The organism is Pontibacter saemangeumensis (assembly GCF_039541895.1).
Classification (GTDB): domain Bacteria; phylum Bacteroidota; class Bacteroidia; order Cytophagales; family Hymenobacteraceae; genus Pontibacter; species Pontibacter saemangeumensis.
Genome location: NZ_BAABHC010000005.1, coordinates 19,431 through 35,622 on the forward strand (window position 1 = coordinate 19,431; position 16,192 = coordinate 35,622).

Sequence of the window (16,192 nt, forward strand, 5' to 3'; positions counted from 1 at the left end):
TTCTTATTTCGAATCAAAGGAAATAAATAATTTACAGTAATGCAAGTGATATATAGATTATTTGATAATGTTTTAATGATTCGAATTTTTTTATTTAAATTTTTCAAAAGTCTCTTTCTTCTAATACGGAATTGGTTAAAATCAGGATAAAAAAATGATAATTTTTTATTAACGAGTAGCACAAAAGGAGTGAAACGCTTTAAAACAGGGTGCATCCGCATATCATTTCACAGTTTGGGTTAAATTAAAACAGCCGGCCGGCGTTTGTATAGCTGCTATACAGGCGCCGGCTGGCTGTTTTGCCAAGGCTATATATAATTACTGATGCACCGGAGGCTGGGGCTGCTCTTCCTCTTTCTTCGGGAACAGGAGCGATGCGATGACTGAGATCGCAAGGATTGCGCCCACCACCACCAGCGCATAGCGCATGTCAACTTCCACGATGTCGCTCAGGAGCAGCTTCACCCCGATAAACACCAGGATCGCGGAAAGCCCGTAGTGCAGGTAGTGGAACAGCTGCATGATGCCGGCCAGGGCGAAATACAGCGCCCGCAGCCCCAGCAGGGCAAACACGTTGGAGGTATATACGATAAACGGGTCCTTGGAAATCGCCAGGATGGCCGGGATGGAGTCGGCGGCAAACACGACGTCTGTGCTTTCCACCATGATCAGCACCAGGAACAGCGGGGTGGCGTAGAGCTTGCCGTTCTGCTTGGTGAAGAAGTTACCCCCAACGGCCGTCTTGGTGATGCGCATGTGCTTGCTGACCCATTTGATCAACGGGTTGTTCTCGGGGTGTATCTCCTCGTCACCGTGAGAAAATGCCATCCGGATACCGGTGATCACCAGAAAAGCCCCTAGTATATAGATGATGAAGTGAAACTTGGCGATCAGCGCCACGCCCACCAGAATGAAAGTAGCCCGCAGCACCAGCGCGCCGATTATGCCCCAGAACAGGATCTTGTGCTGGTACATGAGCGGCACTTTAAAGAAGTTGAATATGAGGATGAACACAAACAGGTTGTCCACGCTCAGCGATTTCTCGATCAGGTAGGCCGTCAGGAACTCCAGGGCAGGGGCGGGGCCCTTCCAGTAATAGATAAACACATTGAAACCCAGCGACAGGCATATCCAGAAAAGGCTCCAGAGCAGCGCCTCCTTTATCTTTACCTCGTGTGATTTGCGATGAAAAACAAACAGGTCCAGCCCGAGAAGCAGGAGCACAAAAGCATTGAATAAGACCCAGAAAGTAATGTCATTCATATAGAGAGACGTAAGCAAGTGTACCCGGCGCAGATCAGAAGAACTACGCGCGCTAAACCCGTAAATTTAATCGGAAAAGGTCAAAGTACGGCAAGCCGGCTGAAGTATAATTTACAGAAGCTGTAAAAAGAATCAGGGCAGGCAGGTTGCTCCAGTCCTGACTATAAGTAGGTTATATGCCGTATAGAGGGCCCGGGGATATGTGCCGCGATCAGGGGAAACAACCTACGGCAGGCGGGAATAGGACTTCCGTAACTGCAAGGCCGTTCTTATATTATATATAGATAGCTGCCTGTGGTCCTGTGCGGCGGCCGTTTTGGTCAATAGCGGTCGAAGTGGCGGAAGTAGCTGTTGATCTTCATCTGCAGGACACCTAGCACGGCCTCCTTAAAGATGCCGGACGACATTTTAGACACCCCGCGGGTGCGGTCGGTGAAGATGATGGGTACTTCCTTTATTTTGAAGCCGTACTTGTAGGCCAGAAACTTCATCTCGATCTGAAAAGCATACCCCACGAACCGGATCTGGTTGAGCTGGATGGTTTCCAGCACTTTGCGGCGGTAGCATTTGAATCCGGCAGTGGTGTCGGCGATGGGCATGCCGGTGACCGTGCGCACGTAAGAGCTGGCGAAGTAAGACATCAGCACGCGGCTCATGGGCCAGTTCACCACGTTCACGCCCTGTATGTAGCGGCTGCCAATGGCCAGGTCGTAGCCGTCGACGGCGCAGGCGTAGTAGAGGCGCATCAGGTCGTCGGGGCTGTGCGAGAAGTCGGCGTCCATCTCAAAGATATACTCATAGGCGCGGTGCAGGGCGTACTTAAAGCCGTGGATATAGGCGGTGCCCAGCCCGAGTTTGCCCTGTCGGGTCTCGAGGTACAGGCGCCCGGGGAACTCATACTGCAGGTCGCGCACAATGTTGGCTGTGCCATCCGGCGATCCGTCGTCTATCACCAACAGGTCGAACGGGTGACTCAGCTGCATCACCTTCCTGATCATTGCCTCAATGTTCTCCCGTTCGTTATATGTTGGGATAATCACCAACGAATCTTTCATGCCTCAAATATAGGCAATCACCTATTGAGGTTTTCAGGGCGCTTTAAATTAATTTTATGCGCCAGCTCCTTTGCATAGCGGAGGCAGCGTGCCACCGACACGCCCGATTGCCAGTTAGCGGCGATAAAAAGACCCTCCGGCTCCAGGCTTTTCGCCATTTGGTGAGCGTCCTCTATATACATGTCGTACTGCGGCAGGGAGTGCTTCCAGAGGTGGGCGTACTGGAAATTCGGTTTTTCAGCCGAGATCATGTGCAGCGCCGCCAGCTCCGTGTGCACCCGCTCCATCAGCTTCGTTCGCTCCGTCAGGGCGTTTTTAGGGGCCTGGCTGCCGCCCACAAACGTGGTGAAAAGCACCTCATGCGGCCGGCAGCGGCCATCGAAGACAGAACTGCTCCAGACGGACCCGGATGCAAAGGCCGCTTCGGTCTGCGGGTGTAGCGCCCCAAAACCCTTCAGCTGGCCCGTTACTTCCTTTCTGTTATATACCGAGTGCACCACAGCCAGGGGCGGGTAGTTGATGTTCTGCAGCGCCGCCGATAGCCCGGGGAAGGTGTAATGCAGCAGTTCCGCCGCCTGGTGGGCCGGGAGCGCCAGCACCAGCAGGTCGTACTCCTCAGTGTCATAGTCGCCGGAGGAGGCGCACGACACGATATACCTGCCCTGGCTACGGGTGATCATCTCCACGCGGTGCTCCATGTGCAGCGAAACGAGCTTGTCGGCGATGGCATTGGGCAGCGTGCGCATCCCTTTGGCAAATGAAAACGACTTCTGGCGGTTAAAGCCCCTGTTCTGCAGTGTCAGCCCCTTCAGCACAGACCCGTAGCGCATTTCAAGTTCCTTCAGCCCGGGCAGCACCTTCTTGATAAGTTGCCGTTGCTGGTCTCCGGCATATAGGCCGGTCAGGAAGGGGTTTACCGTATACTGGGCAACCTCTTGCCCGAAGCGGCGCTCAAAAAACTGGGCCACGGTCTCGTAGTCTATGTCGGCGGGCGGCACGTTTTTCTCCTGCAGGATGCGGTATTTTGTTTTCCAGGAGAAAAAATTGCTGGACAGGAGCGCGAAAGGAGAGGAGGGAAGCCGTTTATAGATGCCGTCGCGGAGCACGAAGCGGTGGTCGTTTTCGGGAGAGGCGTGTATCACGTCCCGCTCCAGTTTCAGCTCCCGCACCAGCTCGTCCAGCTCAGGCGTGCACTGGAGCGAGTTGGGGCCCAGTTCCAGCAGGTACTCGTGCATTTTCACTGTCCGGATGTTGCCCCCCACTTGCGCGCCCGCCTCAAACAAATCGTAGGGCACGCCTAGCTTCTGGAGGTAGTACGCCAGCGAAAGTCCCGATATGCCCGCACCAATTATTGCTACTCTCATGTAAAACTACCTCTTGTATATATACGTGAGTAAGCGGCTCAGTTTTAGTTTCCAGGCTGATGCTTACCTCCCGTTCCGCTTTTAGTGCTTAGACCTAAACGTAATATTCCCTATTTTAGCGCCTGTACCCATTCTGCTACACCCATGCAAAAGCAAAAATGCGTCTTCCTGGACCGCGACGGCGTGCTGAACCGCGAGCGGGGAGACTATACCTATAAGTTGGATGATTTTGAGGTGCTGCCCGGCGTGCCGGAGGCCCTCGCGCTGCTGAAGGAGAACGGCTTTCTGCTGATCGTGGTTACAAACCAGGCGGGCGTGGCCAAAGGGCTGTACCAGCGCAAGGACGTGCTGGCCTGCCACCAGAAGCTGCAGGAGGCCAGCAAAAGCCTGATCGACGCCATCTACTACGCCCCGCATCACCCGGATTATTCTGAGTCGCTGTCGCGCAAGCCCGACAGCCTGATGCTGGAGCGGGCCATCGCCAGGTATGGCATCGACCCGGCGCACTCGTGGCTGGTGGGTGACTCGCTGCGCGACCTGCAGGCGGCAGCCAGAGTGGGCGTGAAGGCGGTGCTGGTGGGCGCACAGCACCCCCCGCAGACGCACGCGTGGCAGACGGCCGACCTATGGCAGGCGGCCCAACTGATTTTAGCGCAAACAAAAAAGCCGGCTTAGTGCCGGCTTTTTTTATGGTAAGATCTTATCTTCTGTGATTTTAGCTGTTAGAAACCTCCGCTGTTTTCTGCACGGGGGCAACTGCTGTTTCTGTTTCCTGAGCCGATGTCTCAACTGTAGCATAGTTGTAGGCCGGGCAGTAGGTCTTACAAGAGGCCATGCCTAAGGCTAAGCACATGGAGCCCATTAAAATTACTTTCTTCATGATATAAGCTTTTGGAGGATTTCAGATCAAATATAGCGTTTTTCTATTGAATGCAAAATAAGCCGGATAATTTCTTTTCTCTCAAGCATTTATATACCTGCCCGGGCAAAAGACACAAAACACCGGCCTCTTTGGTTCAACGTATTGACTCACTTTATATTATATATAGCCAAGACGGGGCGAATATGCTCCCCTTTGTTGGACTTTCCTATACTTCGTAGCCTAAAATTTTCATCATCGACTCCGGCGATTGCTCCGGCGCAAACTGCCGCGTAATAATGTCGCCGTTTTCATCGCGGTCCACCAGTATGTGCTGCGGCGAGGGGATGAGGCAGTGCTTGATGCCCCCATAACCGCTCAGCTGCTCCTGGTAAGCGCCCGTGTGGAAAAACCCGATGTACAGCGGGTCGCCCTTCGGGATGTTCGGCAAAAACACCTGGAACGAGTGCATCTCGGAGTTGTAGTAATCCTGGCTGTCGCAGGTCATGCCGCCGAGCTGTATCTTGCGGTACTCCTTGTCCCAGTGGTTGACGGCCAGCAGCGGCCAGCGCTGGTTCAGGGCCCACGCATCCGGCAGGTTCGTGATAAAGGAACCATCGATCATATACCATAGTTCCTTGTCGTTCTGTAGTTTTTCGTCCAGAATCGAATATATGTTCGCGGCGCTCTCGCCCACCGTGAAAATCCCGAACTCCGTGAAGATGTTCGGCTGCGGCACGCCTTCCTCCGCGCAGATGCGCTGGATGATGCGCAGGATCTCCCCGATCATATACTTGTAATCGTAATCTACCTGGATAGAAGTCTTGATCGGGAAACCGCCGCCAATGTCGATCGTGTCCAGCTCCGGGCAGACCTTCTTCAGTTCGCAGTATTTGCGCAGGAAGCGGCTCAGCTCAGACCAGTAGTAGGAGGTGTCCTTGATGCCCGTGTTGATGAAGTAGTGGAGCATTTTCAGCTCAAACCGCGGGTCGTCCTTTATCTGCTTCTCGTACAGGTCGATCACGTCGTTGTAGCGCACGCCCAGGCGGGAGGTATAGAACTCGAATTTCGGCTCCTCGTCCGACGCCAGCCGCATCCCCACCTTCGTTTTCACTTTCACATGCTCTTTGTAATAGTCTATCTCGCCAAGGTGGTCCAGGATCGGCATGCAGTTCACAAAGCCCTCGTTGATCAGCTCTGATATCCAGTGGCGGTAGCGCTCGCGCTTAAAGCCGTTGCAGATGATGTAGGTGTTCTTGTCGAGCTTGCCTTTTTTGTAAAGGGCGCGCACAATCTGCATGTCATAGCCCGAGGAGGTCTCGATGTGGATATCGTTCTTCAGGGCCTCCTCCATCACAAAAGAGAAGTGCGAGGCCTTGGTGCAGTAGCAGTAGGTGTAGGTGCCCTTGTAATCCAGCTTCTCCATCGACTCAGCAAACAACCGCTTTGCCTTCTGAATCTGGGAACTGATCTTGGGCAGGTATGTTAATTTGAGAGGTGTGCCGTACTCTTTGATGATGTCCATCAGCGGAATGCCGTTGAAATGCAGCGCATTGTCAACAACCTGGAACTCTTCCGTGGGGAAGTCGAAAGTCTGGTGTATGAGGTCTGTGTATTTATCCATTTACGGGGGCAGTGATATAAGAAAAAATGCAATATTGTTCGTTATTTACCATCTTTGCAAAAACTTTGTTCGGATTATGTAGCGCGCGCCCTGATATATTTCAGAATCGGGCAGCAAAGCCGGTGGAAAAGCGCACAGGCGTTCCACAAGGGCCGCTGAGGAGCTAACGACAATTTATGAAAAAAATTAAGCTGATAGAAGTAAGGTCTGAGTTGGGAGCCGGGACACGCGGGGCCAGCATGGGCATCGAAGCCTTGCGGGTGGCCTGCTGGGACAAGGGCTCTGACTACTTCAAGCGCTTCAACTCCGTCAGTGTGCCCGACCTCAACTACACCCTGTTCGACAAGGACATGTTCCCGAATGCGCACCGCATCGACAGCATCCTGACGGTGCAGAAGAACATCGCGAACGCCGTGGAGCAAACCATCGCCATCGACATGTTCCCGCTGGTGCTCTCTGGCGACCACTCCAATGCCCACGGCACCATCGCCGGCATCAAGGCGGCTTACCCGGACAAGACACTGGGGGTGATATGGATCGATGCCCACGCCGATATCCACTCGCCGTACACCTCGCCCTCGGGCAACGTGCACGGCATGCCGCTGGCCATGGCCCTGAACATCGACAACCTGGACCGCCAGATAAACGAGCCCGCCCCGGAAACTGTTTTCTTCTGGAACTCCCTCAAAAAGCTGGGCTTCGACGGCCCGAAGCTGCGGCCAGAGCACCTGGTTTATATCGTGGTGCGCGACACCGAGGAGCCTGAGGATTACCTGATGGAGAAACTGGGAATCAAGAACTACACGTACGCCGAGTTCACGCAGAAAGGGGCAAAGCAGGTGGCAAAAGAGGCGCTGGAGCGACTGCGCGGCTGCGACATCATCTATGTCTCGTTTGATGTGGACAGCCTGGACTCCAAATTCTCAAAAGGCACCGGAACGCCCGTAGCCATCGGCCTGACCGTGGAGGAGGCGAAGCAGTTAAATTACCTCCTGCTGCAGGACCCGCGCGTGGTGTGCTATGAGATGACCGAGATCAACCCGACCCTAGACACAGAGAACACGATGGCCGAGAACGCCTTCGAAATACTGGAAACGGCGACTGCCGCTATCCTACACCGAGAATCTAAAAGTACAGCGATACACTAATGCTACTTCAAAACGCCCTAAGCCAGCACATCAGCGAGGCGCTGCAGGCCTTGTTTTCTATTTCAGTTGACGCCGGCCAGGTGGCCCTGCAACCAACCCGCAAAGAATTCGCAGGCTCTTTCACCTTCGTTACCTTCCCCTATACCAAACAAGCGGGCAAGGGCCCGGAGCAGATTGGGCAGGCGCTGGGCGAGTACCTGAAAGAGAACGCCGCCGAAGTCCGCGGTTTCAATGTGGTAAAAGGTTTCCTGAACCTGGAGATAGAAGAAACCGAGTGGCTGCGCCTGTTCCGCAACCTGATGCAGGACGCCGACTATGGCCAGGGCGAACCGAGCGGGCGGAAAGTGATGGTGGAGTATTCATCCCCCAACACGAACAAACCGCTCCACCTCGGGCACCTGCGCAACAACTTCCTCGGCTACGCCACCTCCGAAATCCTGAAGGCAAACGGCCACGAGGTGATGAAGGTGAACCTGGTGAACGACCGGGGCATCCATATATGCAAGTCGATGCTGGCCTATGATAAATTCGGCAATGGCGAGACACCGGAGAGCAGCGCCATCAAAGGCGACCACCTGGTGGGCAAGTACTATGTGCTGTTCGACAAGGCGTACAAAGAGCAGGTAGAAGAGCTGGTGGCGCAGGGCACCGACAAGGAGGAAGCCAAGAAAAAGGCCCCGCTCATGCTGCAGGCACAGGACATGCTGCTGAAATGGGAGCAGGGCGATGCGCAGGTGGTTAACCTCTGGAAGAAGATGAACGGCTGGGTATATACCGGCTTCGAGGAGACCTACCGGACCATCGGCGTTGACTTCGACAAGTTTTACTACGAATCCGAGACCTATATGCTGGGCAAGGAGCGCGTGGAGGAAGGCCTGCAGATGGGAGTTTTCTTTAAGAAACCGGACGGCTCGGTGTGGGTAGACCTGACGGAGGAGGGGCTGGATGAGAAGCTGCTGCTCCGCGCCGATGGCACTTCCGTCTATATCACACAGGACCTGGGCACCGCGGAACTCAAGTACAACGACTTCCCCTACGACCAGTCGGTGTACGTGGTGGCCGATGAGCAGAATTACCATTTCCAGGTGCTGGCCGCCACGCTCAAGAAACTCCAGAAACCTTATGCAGAGGGTATATACCACCTGTCTTACGGCATGGTGGATCTGCCGTCCGGCAAGATGAAATCCAGGGAAGGCACCGTGGTGGACGCCGACGAACTGGTGCAGGAGATGGTGGACACGGCGCGCCAGCAGACAGAGGAACTGGGCAAGATCGAAGGCTTCACGCCGGAGCAGGCGCAGGAGCTATATCATACGCTGGCGATGGGCGCGCTCAAGTACTTCCTGCTGAAAGTGGACCCGAAAAAGCGCATGCTGTTCAACCCGCAGGAGTCGATTGATTTCCGGGGAAACACCGGCCCGTTTATCCAGTACTCGCACGCCCGTATATCCGCCATTCTGCGCAAGGCAGCCGAAATGGGCATCAACGTTGATGTGGCGAATTTCGATAAAGTGGCGAGCCTGCATGAGACGGAGCAGGAGGTAATCATCCAGCTGGTGAATTACCCGGCGGTGGTAAAAGAGGCCGGCAGTTTGTTCGCGCCTTCCATCGTGGCCAATTATGCCTATGAACTGGCCAAGGCGTATAACCGCTTTTACCAGGAGGTGTCCATCTTCAACGAGAATGACGAGCAGGCGCGCAATTTTCGCATTGCCCTCTCCGCGATGGTAGCCCGCTTTATCCGCCACAGCATGCGCCTGTTGGGCATCGAGGTGCCGGAGCGCATGTAGGTTTTGGAAGATTTATATATGCTGCTGGTAGGCAAAAGTGAATAGAAAAGATATATGAGAACAATGAAGGCTGCAATGCTGATTTTACTTGCTATTTGCTTTAGCTGCCAAGATGAATCAAATCCAAACTTTCCTGACATTAAAGTAGCGATGAATGATATAAGTGGAGTAGCCATTTCTGATTCAGTTTACTATATCATAGCCGATACCCTTCCTAACATAGTTACAGCTGTCTCGGAAGTTTCAGACGCTGACATGTTCTACTCTGTAAATAATGCTGCATTTACAATGAGAATTAACGAACCCATACCTCTCCAAAAGCAGGATACGGTACTTCAGTTCCACCTTACTAAGAAAGGTTATAATGAGTCCGGACTCAAAACCGTCATCTTACAGGCGCACTCAGAGAAATTCTTAGAGAAAGTAAATGTTAGCAGCCCAGTTTCTGATTCAAGCCTTACCATTAGCATGGATGATAAGTCCAGAGGAATGATGCAGATTGAAATATTTAGTACTACTGGAAAAAGGCTGCTTCGGCGCAATCATCTAAAAAACGTGGATTCATTCATTATCAATTATGCATTACCAGAATACCCAAAAGGAATCTATATGGTGTTTGCTGCATATGGGAAAGATAAAAAGGTGTATAAATTCATAAAAGAATAATTACCTATGCCCAACACTGCAAAGTTGTAGCTGCTGACGCTTATGCCGACATATATAAACATACTGCCGGTCTGCCTGTTAAAATTACCCATTACATATATTTGATACCATAATGACGAACACGTCTACTTTTTTAATGCAGGTGGCAGCACTAATGGGCCTGCTCACTGCTTTTGTCGCTTGCCAGGATGGCGCAAGCAAGACCTTAACCACAGATACGATGGCAACAGAAACGAAAACAAACACAAGCACCACTGCGCAGGCCAGTGACTTCTATGGCTTCCAGATGAAAACCCTGGATGGCAAAAGCGTTGACTTCTCACAGTACAAAGGCAGGAAAGTGCTCTTGGTGAACACCGCTTCCGAATGCGGTTTTACGCCGCAGTATGCCGAGCTGCAGCAACTGCACGAGCAGCTTGGCAACGAGGTTGTCGTGTTGGGCTTCCCGGCGAATAACTTTGGCGGCCAGGAGCCCGGCAGCAACGAGGAGATCGCCTCTTTCTGCCAGAAAAACTACGGGGTCTCTTTCCCGATGTTCGAGAAGGTGTCGGTGGTGGGCCAGGACAAGCACCCGCTGTATGTGTGGCTGCAGCAGCATAGCCCCAACCAGGAGGAGCCGAGCTGGAACTTCTGTAAATACCTGGTGAATGAAGAGGGCCAGGTGGTCGCATTTTTCCCGTCGAAGGCAAAGCCGATGGGCGAGGAACTGCTGGCAGCCATCAGGCAATAGAGCACGGCCTATATAGCTGACCTGACTCGTGGCAATTTCCCAGTTAGCTATATAGGACTGTTGTATGAGGTAGAATAGCAAAAGCATCCTATATAAATTGGACACCACCGAACATATATCCCCGAATCCAGGTCTGGCAAAGGCCTGGATTTCGGCTTTTAGGCCCCGCACGCTGCCGCTGGCGCTATCTTGCATTGGCATGGGCGGGTTTATGGCGGCTGCCCACGGGGTTTTCAACGGCACCGTTGTCGCGCTTTGCGTACTCACCACGCTGTTCCTGCAGATCCTGTCGAACCTCGCCAACGACTACGGCGACTCAAAGCACGGTGCCGACAGCGTGCACCGCGAAGGGCCGAAGCGCGCAGTGCAAGCCGGCCATATACAGGCGGCGCATATGAAAAAGGGCATGCTGGTGTTCAGCCTGCTCTCGCTGGTGTCGGGGCTCTCGCTGCTGTGGGTGGCTTTTGGAGCGGAAGGGCTGCTGCTCTTCCTGGTGTTCCTGGTACTCGGGCTGGCCGCCATATGGGCGGCCATCAATTACACGGCCGGTGACAAGCCCTATGGCTACGCAGGCCTCGGCGATATAGCCGTGTTCGTGTTTTTTGGGCTGGTAGGCGTGTTGGGCACTTATTTTCTGCAGGCGCAGGAGCTGCAGGCGGAGGTACTGCTGCCCGCGCTGGTTTGCGGCTTTTTCGCCACGGCGGTGCTCAACGTCAACAACATCCGCGACATCAAGTCGGACACGCTGGCCGGTAAAAACTCAATTCCGGTGCGCCTGGGCCCAAAGCGGGCGCGTATCTACCACCTCGTGCTGCTGCTGGGCGGCGTGTTGAGCGCTGTTCTATATGTGGTGCTTACGTTTTACAGTATATGGCAGCTGCTGTTTGTGCTGGCGCTGCCGCTGGTGGTGGCAAACGGCCTGAACGTGTGGCGCAAGCAAACGGCGCCGGAACTGGACCCTTACCTGAAGCAGATGGCCCTTACCACGCTGCTGTTCGTGCTGCTGTTCGGGATCGGGCAGGTGGTGTGACTTTTGATGGCGCTCTAAAGCAAAGCCGGCAGCACCCAGTGGCAATCGCCGGCTTTCCTCTATAAACAAGCGAAGCGGGTCTCGTGTGGAAAAAAGTCAGCACTGGGACTCCATCACGCCTCCAGCCCGTTGCAGAACCGGAGCAGTTCTTTCAGGTCCTCCTCATCGTTCAGGTCCGGGGAATGCTCCTTCAAATATCCCAAAATTTCTTTTTTATGCGCCGGGAACAGTCGCAACAGGTTGGCCTTGTTTACCTTGTAGAACAGGTTGTTCTGGTCTACCAGCAGGTAATCCACTTTCTCCGTGAATAAGACATCCCCTTTTTGCACCAGCTTGTACCCTTTGCTGTTTGCATCTACATAGGTGCTGGTGTTCCTGATGGAAGAGGCGCCCGATGACTGGTTGTAGGCTCCTACCTTTTCAGCTCCTGCAAACCCCAGCTTTTGTCTCTTCCCCAGCTTTACTCGGCTGTTATCCGCTACCACTTCCAGGAAGCCCTCCTGTGTATTGTATAAATAGGTGCTTTCCCCGACGAGGACTGATTGGATCGTCGGCCCGCCGGCCATGGACATCGTGTCACCTTTCGGGTCGATGAACTGCATTTCTTCAAGCAGGAAATTGTAGTTGATCATCGCAGGTGAGGAACTGCCATTTATATAGACCACCTTACCCTTTTGGAAAGAGGGGTAGCGGTACTTGATTTGGTTGGGGATCACTTTTGCCGCATCCTCTCCGCCTTTCACCCGGTAGGAGGAGGGCGCATCCTGGGCCAGTGCGAAGCCGCTGCCGCTCAGCAACAGCAAAAGGCACCATGCAATCTTTTTCATAAGCCTAAAGTTAAATGTGACAAAAGTTAAAGTTTATCAAGCTCTTATCTATAAAGATAACTCTTTTGCAGGGGAAAAGATTTATCCGGGCGCAGTTTCTGGTCTCCTCACAGGCTAGCGCATATTTTGAACCCTTCCAAAAACCAGGTTTGTATATATAAACCTGAACGCCATAGCCTGATGCGTGCTGTTTCCGCCCGTGCTTTCGCCACCTTTTAGGTCATCATTTTGATGCCGCGCCAGTTCTTCTGGCGTTGCTGTACATATAAGCGCACGCGTTTTTTCCGGCTTGGCACAGGAAGTACCAGTGCTCTCTTTCAGACCTATTCCCTTCTTCTTTGCCCATATCGCTGACTTAAAAGCTAAAGCACGATAAACAAAATAGCGGATCCTGCTTCTTTACCAGTACAAGGCAGGGAGCGCCTGTCACCTATCACTATTTTGGATTAAAGACTTCTTGTTTAGACACTGTATGCTTTTTGATAACAATGCATTATGTTTAAGGCTTCTGAATTTGCGGTAGTAGTTTTTCACGATTATGACTACTTTCACAAACTATACTGCTAGGAAAGCCTGCCTCAGCGTTGTGAATAAGCACCTATGTTGAAGGCTGAATAGAATAGGAAAGAAGTTAAACAATAAAGAGACAATATGTTTTTGAAGAGAGCCTTTGTGTTTTTACTGTGCCTGTATGCTTTCTCTGTAAGTGGGCAGAACTGGCATAAGAAGCAGGCTGCGGTTGTGCTGACATATGATGACGCGCTGAATGTGCACCTGGATCAGGCTGTTCCTGCCCTGGATTCCTTGCAGCTGAAAGGGACCTTCTTTCTGACTGCCGCGTCGCCGGCTTTCACAAAGCGCCTGGGCGAATGGGAAAAGGTGGCCGCCAACAAGCATGAGTTGGCGAACCATACGCTTTTCCATCCATGTAATGGAAGCCAGCCGGGCAGGGGCTTTGTCACACCGGAGTATGACCTTGCCACGTATTCTGTTCGCCGCATCACCGATGAGATTAAAATGACCAACGCCGTGCTGCAGGCACTTGACGGGAAACGGGAGCGTACGTTTGCCTATCCGTGCGGCGACACAAGGGTTGACGGTGCCTCCTATATAGATTCCCTTAAAAATGACCTTGTTGCCGCGCGCGGGGTGCATGGCGAAATGATACCGAACAAGGCGACTGACCTATATAATGTGGGTTCCTATATGATCAATGGCCAAACCGGGGAGGAGTTGATCGCGCTGGTAAAAAAGGCGATGCAAACCAAAAGCATGATCGTGTTCCTTTTTCACGGCGTGGGCGGAGAGCACTCCTTAAACGTATCGCTCGACGCGCACCGGAAACTGCTGCGCTTTCTGAAAGACAATGAGAAGAACATCTGGAATCCCACATTCATAGAAGCGGCGCAGTACATTAAGGCCAACAGCACCGTTAAATAAACCGGCAGCTAAAAGCGCCTCCTGTTCTATACCTGCTCCGAACGGGGCAGCGAGAAGGGGCCAGGATATAAATTGCTTGCGTTGCGCCAATCAATTGGGAAAGCCTCCTGCAGCGCCTTGAAAAGCATGTTACAGAATGCTGTGGCTTTGCACGATTTCCCCGCCACCGGCTGTAATATGCAGCTTCGCCTTTTCGAACCCTTCGGGACTGATGGCGCGGGTTGCGTCTTCAATGATATAGGCTTTGAAACCCTCCTGCAGGGCGTCTTTCGCAGAGTAGTAGACACAGTAATCGGCGGCCAGCCCGGCAAGGTACACCTCCGTGACATCCTTGCTGCGCAGGTAGTCGGCCAGGCTGGTGCTTCTCAGGTGGCCGTTGTCGTAGAAGCCGCTGTAGGAGTCAATCTCAGGGTCCATGCCCTTGCGGAAGATCGCCTCTACCTTGTGCATCCGGAGTTCTTTCGAAAAATCAGCCCCGGCGGTGCCCTGCGCGCAGTGGTCCGGCCAGAGCACCTGCTCCAGCCCCTGCAACTCCACCACATCATACACCTCTTTGCCGGCGTGCTGCGAGGCAAAGCTCCTGTGGTTTTGCGGGTGCCAGTCCTGCGTCGCCACCACCAGCCCGAACTGCTCCTGCAGCCTGTTTACGATGGGGATAATGGCGTCCCCATCGGGCACAGCCAGTGCGCCTCCCGGCAGAAAATCATTTTGTATATCAATTAGGAGTAAAGCACGCATATATAATAAATGTTCGCTTCGTGTACGGTCGCCGCAAAGATAGGGGAATGCAACTGCCTCATCAAGGTTTTCCTGCGTTTGGGTGAATACCGAGTGGAGGGTAAGTATATGGTATTACATAAAACAGAGAGAGCCGCTTCCAAAAAGCGGCTCTCTCTGTTTGTATGCTGCCTTTAAGAGGCGGGCTGCTGGTTTTCGCCCTGCGGCTTGTTGCCTTCGCCACCACGGTTTCTATTGCGGTTGCGGTTGTTGCGTTTCTTTTTTTCGCCTCCTCCAACTGCTACGGCCGCTTCTCCCTCGCCCTGCGGGCGCGGGGTATGGCTCGCTGGCTTTATCGGCCTGCTGTTGCCGTCTTCGTGGCGCCTGCCTGTGTGCTTGCTGCCTCCACCATGGTGCTTGCTCCGGTGGTCTTTGCCTCCAGCGCCGGGGCGTCCGCCGCTTCTGTGGCGGGGGCTGCCGCCGTCATGGCGTTTGCCCGGGTCATAGGCCGGTCCAGGTCCGAAATCATCCGGCAGTGGCAGCTTGGGCACTTCACGCTCTATCAGGCGCTCCACCTTCTGCACACGGTACATGTCTTTCTCGTTCACAAACGTAATGGCCATGCCCGTGGAGGCGGCGCGTGCCGTGCGGCCCACGCGGTGCACATAGTCCTCGGCGTCCTGCGGCATGTCGAAGTTCACGACGTGGCTCAGGCTGTCGATGTCGATGCCCCTGGAGAGGATGTCGGTGGCCACCACAATCTGGTACTGCTTGTTCTTGAAACCCTGTAGGGCCTTCTCGCGCTCGTCCTGCGTCATATCCGAGGAGATGCCCTCGGCAGTGAACTTCAGCTTCTGCAGCGACCGCACAATCGGGTTCACATTCGATTTGCGGGACGTGAAGATGATCATGCTCTGCACGTCCAGCTCGCGCAGGATGTGCTCCAGCAGGGGCAGCTTCTGGTTATCATAGGTCAGGTAGATGCGCTGGTCAATGCCTTCGGCCGGTTTGGCGACCGCCAGGTTGATCTCAGCCGGGTTTTGCAGAATCTGCTGCGCCAGGTCGCGGATCTTGCGCGGCATAGTAGCAGAGAAGAGCAGCGTCTGGCGCTTCTTCGGCAGCTGGCTGATGATTTTCAGGAGATCGTCCATAAAGCCCATATCCAGCATCTTGTCGGCCTCGTCCAGCACCAGGTGGTTCAGCTGGTCCAGCTTCACGTAGCCCATGGCCAGGTGCGAAAGCAAACGGCCCGGTGTGGCGATGATGATGTCGGCTCCCGTGGTAAGGGCACGCTTCTGCAGGTCCCAGTCGTCTCCTTTGTTGCCGCCATAGATGGCGATGGAGGAAACGGAGGCAAAGTAGCCGAAGCCTTCCACCTGCTCGTCTATCTGCTTGGCCAGCTCACGCGTCGGCACCAGGATCAGGGTACTGGTGTGGTCGTAATTGCCATGGGAAATCCGGTCGATGAGGGGAAGCAGGTAAGCCGCCGTTTTGCCGGTGCCGGTCTGGGCGCAGGCAATCATGTCCTGGCCTTCAAGTATAAGCGGAATGGCCTGTTCCTGTACGGGAGTGGGGCTGTTGTAGCCCATCGAGTTTATTCCCGTTGTTACATCCTCGTGTAAATTAAAAGAACTGAAATTCAAAGTCTGGTTGATTTTGTGTTTGGTATCGCGGCTCCT

Annotated in this window: 15 protein-coding genes; 7 read left to right on the plus strand and 8 right to left on the minus strand. The window is 53.6% G+C overall.

Annotated elements, in window-relative coordinates; translation table 11 throughout:
- Positions 1-318 precede the first annotated feature (318 nt).
- From ABD920_RS06385 to hemG, 3 genes are all read right to left on the minus strand, one after another.
- On the minus strand, positions 319-1,263 hold the full coding sequence (locus tag ABD920_RS06385) for a TerC family protein (protein ID WP_345157645.1): 945 nt from the start codon (positions 1,261-1,263) through the stop codon (positions 319-321).
- A gap of 320 nt (positions 1,264-1,583) precedes the next feature.
- Complete coding sequence (locus ABD920_RS06390; protein ID WP_345157646.1) at positions 1,584-2,318, minus strand: polyprenol monophosphomannose synthase; 735 nt, start codon at positions 2,316-2,318, stop codon at positions 1,584-1,586.
- A gap of 17 nt (positions 2,319-2,335) precedes the next feature.
- Entirely contained in the window at positions 2,336-3,682 is a 1,347-nt protein-coding gene (gene hemG, locus ABD920_RS06395; protein WP_345157650.1) for a protoporphyrinogen oxidase, read from the minus strand.
- Positions 3,683-3,826: 144 nt separating this feature from the next.
- Between hemG and ABD920_RS06400 the strand changes: the two genes are divergently transcribed.
- On the plus strand, positions 3,827-4,357 hold the full coding sequence (locus ABD920_RS06400; RefSeq protein ID WP_345157653.1) for a D-glycero-alpha-D-manno-heptose-1,7-bisphosphate 7-phosphatase: 531 nt from the start codon (positions 3,827-3,829) through the stop codon (positions 4,355-4,357).
- 40 nt (positions 4,358-4,397) lie between these two features.
- Here the strand turns inward: ABD920_RS06400 and ABD920_RS06405 are convergent, their stop codons facing one another.
- Positions 4,398-4,562, minus strand: coding sequence for a hypothetical protein (locus ABD920_RS06405; RefSeq protein ID WP_345157656.1), 165 nt, complete (start codon positions 4,560-4,562; stop codon positions 4,398-4,400).
- Positions 4,563-4,770: 208 nt separating this feature from the next.
- On the minus strand, positions 4,771-6,165 hold the full coding sequence (locus ABD920_RS06410; RefSeq protein WP_345157658.1) for a type III PLP-dependent enzyme domain-containing protein: 1,395 nt from the start codon (positions 6,163-6,165) through the stop codon (positions 4,771-4,773).
- Positions 6,166-6,341: 176 nt separating this feature from the next.
- Here ABD920_RS06410 and rocF point away from each other — a divergent pair, with 176 nt between their 5' ends.
- The 5 genes from rocF to ABD920_RS06435 all read left to right on the plus strand — a co-directional run bounded on the left by rocF (position 6,342) and on the right by ABD920_RS06435 (position 11,529).
- Positions 6,342-7,313, plus strand: coding sequence for an arginase (gene rocF, locus ABD920_RS06415; RefSeq protein WP_345157660.1), 972 nt, complete (start codon positions 6,342-6,344; stop codon positions 7,311-7,313).
- Positions 7,313-9,103: an arginine--tRNA ligase gene (gene argS, locus ABD920_RS06420; RefSeq protein WP_345157661.1), complete on the plus strand. Its 1,791-nt coding sequence runs from the start codon at positions 7,313-7,315 to the stop codon at positions 9,101-9,103. The genes rocF and argS overlap by 1 nt, the downstream gene beginning before the upstream one ends.
- 54 nt (positions 9,104-9,157) lie before the next feature.
- A complete protein-coding gene (locus ABD920_RS06425; RefSeq protein ID WP_345157662.1) occupies positions 9,158-9,769 on the plus strand; it encodes a T9SS type A sorting domain-containing protein in 612 nt (203 codons plus the stop codon).
- A gap of 220 nt (positions 9,770-9,989) precedes the next feature.
- Positions 9,990-10,499: a glutathione peroxidase gene (locus tag ABD920_RS06430; RefSeq protein WP_345157664.1), complete on the plus strand. Its 510-nt coding sequence runs from the start codon at positions 9,990-9,992 to the stop codon at positions 10,497-10,499.
- 97 nt (positions 10,500-10,596) lie between these two features.
- Positions 10,597-11,529, plus strand: a complete 933-nt coding sequence (locus ABD920_RS06435) for a 1,4-dihydroxy-2-naphthoate polyprenyltransferase (RefSeq protein WP_345157665.1) — start codon at positions 10,597-10,599, stop codon at positions 11,527-11,529.
- 113 nt (positions 11,530-11,642) lie between these two features.
- Here ABD920_RS06435 and ABD920_RS06440 read toward each other — a convergent pair whose 3' ends face one another.
- Entirely contained in the window at positions 11,643-12,356 is a 714-nt protein-coding gene (locus ABD920_RS06440) for a hypothetical protein (protein WP_345157666.1), read from the minus strand.
- A 651-nt stretch (positions 12,357-13,007) separates the two neighbouring features.
- Between ABD920_RS06440 and ABD920_RS06445 the strand changes: the two genes are divergently transcribed.
- On the plus strand, positions 13,008-13,796 hold the full coding sequence (locus ABD920_RS06445) for a polysaccharide deacetylase family protein (protein ID WP_345157668.1): 789 nt from the start codon (positions 13,008-13,010) through the stop codon (positions 13,794-13,796).
- A gap of 129 nt (positions 13,797-13,925) precedes the next feature.
- On the opposite strand, the gene pncA is transcribed toward ABD920_RS06445, so the two are convergent.
- Positions 13,926-14,534: a bifunctional nicotinamidase/pyrazinamidase gene (pncA, locus tag ABD920_RS06450; protein ID WP_345157670.1), complete on the minus strand. Its 609-nt coding sequence runs from the start codon at positions 14,532-14,534 to the stop codon at positions 13,926-13,928.
- A 173-nt stretch (positions 14,535-14,707) separates the two neighbouring features.
- Positions 14,708-16,156: a DEAD/DEAH box helicase gene (locus tag ABD920_RS06455; protein ID WP_425568562.1), complete on the minus strand. Its 1,449-nt coding sequence runs from the start codon at positions 16,154-16,156 to the stop codon at positions 14,708-14,710.
- Positions 16,157-16,192: the final 36 nt, after the last annotated feature.